General features: G+C 39.2%; 3 protein-coding genes. All 3 read right to left on the bottom strand.

Annotated elements, in window-relative coordinates:
* Positions 1-273 precede the first annotated feature (273 nt).
* Entirely contained in the window at positions 274-1560 is a 1287-nt protein-coding gene (locus AB4114_RS35690; protein WP_441992667.1) for an IS110 family transposase, read from the bottom strand.
* A gap of 926 nt (positions 1561-2486) precedes the next feature.
* A complete protein-coding gene (locus tag AB4114_RS35695) occupies positions 2487-2993 on the bottom strand; it encodes a hypothetical protein (protein WP_441992668.1) in 507 nt (168 codons plus the stop codon).
* Positions 2994-3156: 163 nt separating this feature from the next.
* The coding region (locus AB4114_RS35700) for a Dabb family protein (RefSeq protein WP_441992669.1) at positions 3157-3359 on the bottom strand (203 nt) is incomplete at its 5' end.

The raw sequence follows: 3359 nt of genomic DNA on the forward strand, positions 1-3359 counted from the left end.
GAATGCCTCCACTTAGCCACTTGCCAAAAAAAAGTGGTTATTTAGGAATAATATGGTTGCACCTATGGATCTCCACATGTCTCATGGAGGTCAACCCTCCCATGTCTCACAGAGTCTACGCTCCCACATTCCTTCATTCAACCTGTCCATGAGGTGGAGGTCGGATATGCTGCCCGACAGGATCTACGTCCGTATGTTAGTGTTATTCCGACTCATCCGTGCTTCGTTGTCTAATCTGTACTCTTTGCTTTGCTTTCCTAATAGAGATATATGTTATGCTGCTAATTCTAAATTGGAAAATCGAGGGATATCCTGAAGCATCTTCAATTCACTGAATACATGCCCTTTTTTCATGATTCCAAATAAGATCCGAATCAATTTGCTACAGAGTGCAATCAAGGATTGCATTTTCTTCAAAGGATTGTCTGGTCGTTTTGTGTAGTACTCATGAAGTGCTTTAAAAGCTTGATTTTTCGCAACTAGAGGCATAATGACTCGAAATAACAGGGCTCGAAGCTTCCTTCTTCCCCGTTTAGTTATCTTGGCTTGCCCTTTGTGCTTTCCGGATGTGTTCTCTTGTAAATTAAGTCCTGCGAGCTTTACGATTTGTTTAGGGTGATGGTAATTTGCAATGTCCCCAACCTCAGCAAGGAAGCCAGCAACTGTATCTCTACCAATGCCTTTGATGGCTAAAAGGTGATCTACACCTGGAATTCGACTAAGTAATTCATCGACTTTTAGATTAAGTTCATCAAACTTATCTTGTATGAGCTGATGCTGTTTGAGAAGCAATTGCAGCTCCATCTTAGCTAAATCCACACCATGCTTAATACCTACAGAACGGCTAGCAGCGGATTTTAACGCCTGTATTCGTCCAATACCAGCTCCACGTTTTGCTACTTGTCTAAGATGCTCCAGCAAGAACTCATCTGATATCGAAACGAGCTCTTGCGGCAACATGCTCAGACTTAGCATTTGAATCGCTGATTTACATTCCCAATCCTTAAACACTGTGAGGAATTCGGGGAAGTAACGGTCTAACCAATTATGGACACGCCCTTGTATGACACGCAGGTCAGTAGACAGGTGATCGCGAATTTTCATGGCCTCACGTAATTCTGCATAGATACCTTGAGGAATATTCGGTATAGCGTATCTGCCGTCTTTAACGAGCTGAGCGATGACCTTAGCATCCTTAACGTCATTTTTGGTTGGTGAGTTGTCATCCAACTCTTTACTTTTCTTCACATGCAGCGGATTCACAACACCGCAAGAGATATGATGTTCCTTCAAATAATGAACAAGATTCAGCCAGTAATGACCGGTCGGTTCCATGCCTACTAGAACATCTTTAAATTCGTGTTCTAACATGATCTTCCTAAACCAATTTACAAAGTTCTCGAAGCCTTCTAAGCTGTTCTCAACCGCTATTGGCTTACCAAACTCGACTCCGCGAAAGTCTTGCGCTCTAGCCACATGTTTGAACTTGGCGATGTCTACACCAATAATTAATGTAGCTGAAGTGATTTGAGTTATTTTCTGATTTTGGGTAGAATTCATATTGTAGTCTCCTTGATATGTTATTTGGATCTGTCGCTGGCCAGCAACTGGGATCCTTTTAACATCATACCAAGGAGTCTTTTTATTTTTCAAACCTCGTATTTCTACAAAATAGGAATGCTGCCGATAACCATATTACCCTTATTGATTCAAAACATTAGGAAAAGGGTAAACATACGATAAGTGGGAAGTGGTATTGAAAAACAGCGAAAACCGGAATTCAATTTTAGTTTCCGAAAGGTTGTTGATTCACCATGAAAACACAAAGAAGGATAAAAAGATCGAGATTTCTGCTTCGATACTTTTTGAGTAAGACTTAGCATTAGAAGTGCATTTTTGAAATAAACCGCTTCCCACTATAAAAGGACTCTGCGATATAATTCGCGGGGTCCTCGCTTTTATGACAGCCTCATCATGATGCTTGTTAAGCAATAGTTCTCTCGTTAGGTTAATGATCTTTACGTGTAGTAATATGCAAAAACCACCTTAAAAGTGGTTTTGCTCCATTAAAGATGATTGTCCTTATTATATTTTAGATCTTTAAGCAACGCTTCAATGTTTTGAAGACTTCGAGTACTCTTTCGGGAGTTAAACACAAGAAATATAATTGAAACGACCAACAACAACCATATAACAACAGATAATACCGGCATAACTAAAGCCCATATTGGAACTTGCATACCTTTATTTCACCACCTTTTTATTAACAAACTCCTTTTCCAATTCTATACATCTTTAAAAAAATGTTCAATAATAAGAAAAAATGAATAACCTATCTCTTCTTAACACTACTGCCCGTTCACTTCAGAAAAGGTAACCAATCCACCTGGGCTGGTTGCCTTATAAATGTTGTTATTGAACTCTCGTTAGTTCAGCAACCGGAAAAGGAGCAGCCCCGAAGCAGCTCCTTAACTATAGTTTTCTCGTTAGCGTAAGGGACGTTTATTATAGAACCTCAATTTAACTCTCCATATTATTAAGATTACTATTGAGAAAACAAAAGCAATTATCAGTAATGATTTATTTTTCCACGCGGGTTCTGTTAATTGGTTGAGAGCGTGAATATCTTTGCTTGCCTCAGTAATCAGTTTATTGCCGTTACAAATACTGGTGGATTCTTTTCCTTTAAGATTTTCTGTATAAATTAGATACTTATTTCCTACTTCAAATTCTGTCCCACACATACCATAGAACCCACTAAACACATATCCATCTGTGAGATTGCCTTTCCAAATCTTATCCGCACTAAAAATGTTCCCGCCATCTTTATCTTTGCTTATTAACGTACCTGTGAATACGACACTAGATAGTTCAAATCTTTTTTCGATGCCTGGATTGCCGCAACTACATGCATACGCCGTATTAGGGCGTAGAATACTCAAACTGAATATAATACAAATAAATAAAATAACAGTTAAGTTTTTTTTATTCAAACTCCACCTCACTCCAGTTTGTGCAGTCGAAAAATGCTTTATTTCCMTCAACATATCACCTCCCTTTTTCAAATCCCTTTCTGAATATACCACATATTGGAAGTATTCTGTCCTTTAGCGCAACGAGGCTGCCGATCTATACCGGCAGCCTCGTATTGGTTGCTTAAACCAATGGGTAATCAACTACAATAACATTTTCCAGTATACCATCCAACGCTTTAACAAATTCCTGATGAACGGGATGCGGACCATATGAACGCAGCGACGCAAGGTCTTCAAACGTTACCCGTAATCCGAGAGTATAGCCCTTAATATTTTCCGTTTCTTCAGTTACGTTGATGCCTGCACTTATATCAAATATCCCGG

The sequence above is a fragment of the Paenibacillus sp. 2RAB27 genome (genome assembly GCF_052115445.1).
Taxonomy (GTDB): Bacteria; Bacillota; Bacilli; order Paenibacillales; family NBRC-103111; genus Paenibacillus_E.